This is a genomic window from Pseudomonas sp., assembly GCF_037994325.1.
Lineage (GTDB): Bacteria > Pseudomonadota > Gammaproteobacteria > Pseudomonadales > Pseudomonadaceae > Aquipseudomonas.
In genome coordinates, this window is the sequence record NZ_JBBNAH010000090.1 from 1 (window position 1) to 5109 (window position 5109).

Genomic DNA, 5109 nt, shown 5'->3' on the forward strand with positions numbered 1-5109 from the left:
TGTTCTGGCGTGAAGACGGCTATTTCGACAGTGCTTCACACGACAAGCTGCTGTTGCACACCTGGTCGTTGTCGGTGGAATGGCAGTTCTATCTGATCTTGCCGCTGGTACTGCTGGCGGCCTGGAAGCTCAGGCCGGGGCGTCCTATGCAACTGGCCGTGGTAGTGATTGGCCTGCTGCTGTCGCTGCTGCTCTGCCTGTTTATCACCCCGATCAAAACCTCGGCGGCGTTTTACCTGCTGCCCACTCGCGCCTGGGAAATGCTGGCCGGCGGCCTGGTGTACCTGACCGCCAATAAGTTCGCGCTGACGCCTCTGCGCCAACGCGTGTTGGAAACAGTGGGTTTTGCCCTGCTGATCGGCTCCATTGTGCTGTTTGATGCCAGCAGCGTTTGGCCCGGCTGGCGCGCCCTGGTGCCGGTGTGCGGCACCATGCTGATTCTGCTCGCCGCGCGCCAAGGCTCGCTGTGGACCGCTACCCGCGCGGCGCAATGGCTAGGCGACTGCTCCTACTCGCTGTACTTGTGGCATTGGCCGCTGGTGGTTGGCTTGGTGTACGTGCAACGGCAGAACTCGGTGTCGGCCATCGCCCTGGGGTTGCTGCTGACGCTGGGCTTGGGCGCACTGTCGTATCGCTATATCGAGAACCGAGCGCGCAATGGCCTAACCCGCTTGCCGCGCAGCCTGACGTCACTGGCAATCGCCACCAGCCTGTTGGTGGTGATGGTGCCCAGCTTAGTGATTTTGTTGCAGCACGGCGTGCCCGGGCGACTGCCTGAGCAGATTGACGCGGTGTTTGCCGAGGCCGAAAACCAGAACCCACGCAAGGCCGAGTGCCTGGCCAACGAGTTTTCCAAAGTGCCGGAATGCACTTATGGCGGCAATGAACTCGGCGCCATTGTGGTCGGTGATAGCCACGCAGCCGCCTTGATCCGTGCGGTGGAGCGGTCACTGCCAGGCCCGCAACAACATGTGTTGGACTGGACCATGAGCAATTGCCCGACCATCGCCAAGGTCAAGGCCGCCGATCAACTGACCTACCGCTGTGGCGACTTTGTAGAAAGCAAAGAAGAACTCAGTGCCGATGACCCGGCCTTGGGCAAAGCACCGCTGATCATCATCAACCGCACCTCGCTCTATGTACTGGGCCCCAATGAACCGGAACGTGGCGCAGAGATGGCCCTGCCCTACCTGTACTTCGACAAGCCCTTCGCCTCACGCACACCTGAGTACCTGAGTGAAATGCGCGAGGGCATCATCGCTTCGGCCTGTGGGTTCGCCAAAAGCCGCCCGGTGTACATGCTGCGGCCCATTCCGGAGCTCAAGCTGGATGTGCCAAAAACCATGGGCCGGGCACTGATGCAGGGCAAAAGCATTGAAGTGTCGGTGAGCATGGACGAGTACCGCGCGCGCAATGCCTATGTGTGGGAAACCCAGGACCTGGCCGCTGCCCGCTGCGGGGTGAAGATTCTCAACCCCCTGCCCTACCTGTGCCGCGATGGCCGCTGCGAGGGCGATGTGCAGGGGCACCCGGTTTATATCGACGACGATCATTTGAGTGAACGTGGCGGCGATTTACTAGTCCCAATGTTCCGCGAGATTTTCAGCCCGTTGCAGCCGGAGCTTCCCACCGCACTGCCAACATCGCCCATGGGCAACCTCGCCAATTTACCTCCGAGCGACAATTAACGAGCCCGTCATGACAGCGTCCATCCCCAATCGTTTTTACTCACTGGACCTTATTCGAGGTCTGGCGGCGCTTGCCGTGGTGTTCTGGCACTGGCAGCACTTCTTCTACGCCGGCAGCACCTTTATGCCCTACGAGATGGAAGCGCAGCCGTTCTACTCGGTGTTTTACCTGCTGTACCACACCGGTTGGCTGGCGGTGGACTTCTTCTTCTCGCTGTCCGGGTTCATTTTTTTCTGGCTGTATGCCGAGCAGATCGCCGAACGCAAGGTCAGCGCCTGGCAGTTCTTTGCCCTGCGCTTCTCGCGGCTCTACCCGCTGCATTTCGCCACGCTTATCTTTGTGCTGGTGGCGCAAAAATGGGTGCTCGCGAGCACGGGTGACTACTTTGTGGTGCCATTCAACGATACCTACCACTTCGTCTTGAACCTGTTTATGGCCTCCAGCTGGGGCCTGGAACAAGGACCATCGTTCAACGGCCCGGTGTGGTCGGTGTCGGTGGAAGTGCTGATGTACCTGCTGTTCTTCACCGTCTGCCTGCTGTTCCGTCTGCGTTTAAAGGCGGTGCTGGCGATGATCGCCGTGGGCCTGGTGGTGTTGACCGTGGCACCGATTCTCGGCCGCGGGATCTTTTCGTTCTTCCTCGGCGGCGCGATCTTCCGTTTCTACCGTTACCTGTGTCAGCAGGGCCTGCTCAACAAAGCCTTGCCCATCGTCCTCGGACTGACCGGCGCGCTGTGGCTGGCCACCCTGGTGGAAGTGAAAACCGGCTGGCTATGGGGGCACGTGCAATTGCTGCTCGAAGGCATTCTGCCCGCTCACCTGCACCCGATGATCGGCAAAGCCATTCATGCCGCGACCCGTTTCATTCCGGTGGCGCTGCTGTTCCCGCTGACCATTCTTAGCCTGGCGCTGGCGGAAACCTGGCGCGGTTACCTGGGCCGGCGTTTCGCCATGGTCGGCAACCTGACCTACTCCTCCTACCTGCTGCACTTCCCGTTGCAGTTAGTCGTATTTGAAGTAACTCGCTATATGGGTATCGCCAATAGCTTCTTTTACAACCCGTTATCGATGATTATGTTTTTTGTGTTGCTCATCCCCATATGCCTGTTGAGCTACTACTATTTCGAAACACCTGCGCAAAAGCATGTACGCGCCTTCATGCTGAATGCCGCAACCAAACAAAAAACCGTGGCTGGAACTCAAAACGGCTGAACTATCGATTGATATTTGCTCATAGCACGGTTTTCAAACCCAGTTGGCGCGAGGTTTTCCAACCTCGAATCGCCACATTGCTGTGACTTTGTATGCTCTGGGTGGTTCTTGACTGGTGCTTCCGGGCACACCTGACTTCAACCCTGACTATATACATGGCTGGTACTTCTACGCACTGGGGTTATTTTTTACGGGGTGAAAAGTTGGTAAGCAACAGGCACTGCGCACAGTCACTTTCATGACCAGGTAATGAATTACGCCACCAATAGAGCAAGAGCCACAGTATGCTGAATGGTATTCATCGAGACCGTATTAGAACCCACCACTCGTGGCGGGAAATAAACACTGCAACTGCCAGATTCATCTCAAGGGATTAACCACAAACCTTGGGACAGTAGCATGCCTGAACGCTCAATATGGATACTGACGAGCCCTGAATTACAGGGTTCGGTTCACGACGAAAAAGACAAGGATACGTATGATGCCTAAAGCCTTACCCTCGCGAAATGAGTGCTTAGACGTCTCCAAGGGCATTTGCATCATATTAGTCGTGATGTTCCATACGTTTAATTTTTTCATTTTAAAGAACCCCCAATTCCTTGAAGCAGAGAGCTATAGAGATGTGCAACTTATAATCGCCGGTTTAGGGACAATGCGCATGCCATTGTTCTTTTTGATTTCCGGCTACCTTGCACATACTGCTGTATTCAACCGCAGCTGGCGGGAAATATTTGAGCCACGTGTGGCGATGCTGCTGTGGCTGTATATATTGTGGGTATGGCTGGACTGGCTCTTCCGTGAAATGCTTATTACACATTTCAATCCAGCCTTCGTGCTTGGAGGCGAAGACGTTCCGCAAACTCTTGATGAGTTCTTGCATGACCTAGTCACGGGCAACACACCCATATGGTACTTATATGCGCTGGTTCTGTTCTTCAGCGCGTGCAAAATCGGTAACCAGCACAAATGGCTGACCTTTTCCGTTTTGCTGCTGATCGCCGTGGTGTGCCGACAAATCTTCTCGGCTGATCAGTGGAGCATACGCATTATCTGCGGCAACGGGGTGTTCTTCTGCGCAGGATGTTTCGGCAAACACTATGTGGAACACATTACTACGCACTTTTCGGTACGCAATTTTATCTTGGCCTTTTGCGCTTTTCTGCTTTTTGGCAAAATAACATTACACTATGACGCTATTGATTTACCTGGCGTTAGGATACTGATTTGTACCTGCCTCGTAATCGCTTCACTGTATGCAATTTCCCTAGCAACCCGACACTTAAAACTGGAGTTATTGCAAAATCTTGGGCGCAAAACATTGCCCATTTATGTAATGCATCAATTTATTATTAATATCGCTGCGCAGCTTATTTTCCCCATCGAGGTGCCGACAACGCCAACGCACTTGAATCTCAGTTTATTCGTACTTGCTGGCTTTATCGCGCTCAACATTTCCATCTGTTTGTTTTTGTATTGGATACTCAATAGACAGTATGGCCGTATACTTTTTGCTCTGCCCAAGCGTGAACTGTTCAAGATTAAAGTTGCGCAAAGAAAGTTAGGGTAATAACGCGCAGCCGCGCAGTCAGGTTCCGGCACTAGAGATCAACCACAAGACTCGATTGCGTGGCGTTTCCCAGAACGCTGACTTTCTGGACCGTGCTCTACTGCCTGCTGCTGGCTCTGCTGATTGAGTTTGTCCAAGGGCTGATGCCCGCGCGCGCAGCCTCTGTTGGTGACATGTTCGCCAACGTAGTGGGAGTGCTGCTGGGAATGGGCCCTGCCCTGCTTTGGAAACGTCGGCTGCTGCTACGCGAAACGGCGGGCGACTACTAAATTAAAAATCCTCTCCCACTAGTCTCAGGCCTTCAATCCTGCGTACGAGCGCGTCGTTCGCGGTAGTGGTTATTGCCGATTACGGCAATGGCACAGAGCACCGTATAGGTCGCCGCATTCGCCGGAATCTGTAGGTTGAAATCGGCGAACGAGTGCATGAGCAACGCCACAATCCCCATGCTGGCGCCAAACCCCATCCCATTGCGGTACACCGATTCGCGCTGCCACATAGCCTTCTGCGCGTGATAAAGCGCGCACAACACAAACAGCAGCAACGGCAGACAGCCAAGCATGGGCAGCGCGGGGCGTAACGTGGGGCCTAGGTCGCGGTTGCGCCGCAGCGCATTGACGCCCCACCCGGCGCCCAATGCG

Annotated in this window: 4 protein-coding genes and 1 pseudogene; 4 read left to right on the forward strand and 1 reads right to left on the reverse strand. The window is 55.1% G+C overall.

Annotation, left to right across the window (positions count from 1 at the left end):
* From AAAB16_RS02885 to AAAB16_RS02900, 4 genes are all read left to right on the forward strand, one after another.
* Positions 1 to 1688: acyltransferase family protein (locus tag AAAB16_RS02885; protein ID WP_340661981.1), on the forward strand; the 1688-nt coding region annotated here is incomplete at its 5' end.
* Positions 1689 to 1698: 10 nt separating this feature from the next.
* A complete protein-coding gene (locus AAAB16_RS02890) occupies positions 1699 to 2901 on the forward strand; it encodes an acyltransferase (protein WP_340661982.1) in 1203 nt (400 codons plus the stop codon).
* A gap of 481 nt (positions 2902 to 3382) precedes the next feature.
* On the forward strand, positions 3383 to 4468 hold the full coding sequence (locus tag AAAB16_RS02895; RefSeq protein ID WP_340661983.1) for an acyltransferase family protein: 1086 nt from the start codon (positions 3383 to 3385) through the stop codon (positions 4466 to 4468).
* 59 nt (positions 4469 to 4527) lie between these two features.
* Positions 4528 to 4737, forward strand: coding sequence for a VanZ family protein (locus AAAB16_RS02900; protein ID WP_340661984.1), 210 nt, complete (start codon positions 4528 to 4530; stop codon positions 4735 to 4737).
* Between the two features lie 32 nt (positions 4738 to 4769).
* Here the strand turns inward: AAAB16_RS02900 and AAAB16_RS02905 are convergent.
* Positions 4770 to 5109: pseudogene (locus AAAB16_RS02905) on the reverse strand (hypothetical protein); the annotation flags it as partial.

Excerpts from the sequence above, each read along its gene's own strand:
- AAAB16_RS02890 (WP_340661982.1), top strand. The coding sequence starts at position 1,699 with ATGACAGCGTCCATCCCCAATCGTTTTTACTCACTGGACCTTATTCGA.
- AAAB16_RS02895 (WP_340661983.1), top strand. The coding sequence starts at position 3,383 with ATGCCTAAAGCCTTACCCTCGCGAAATGAGTGCTTAGACGTCTCCAAG.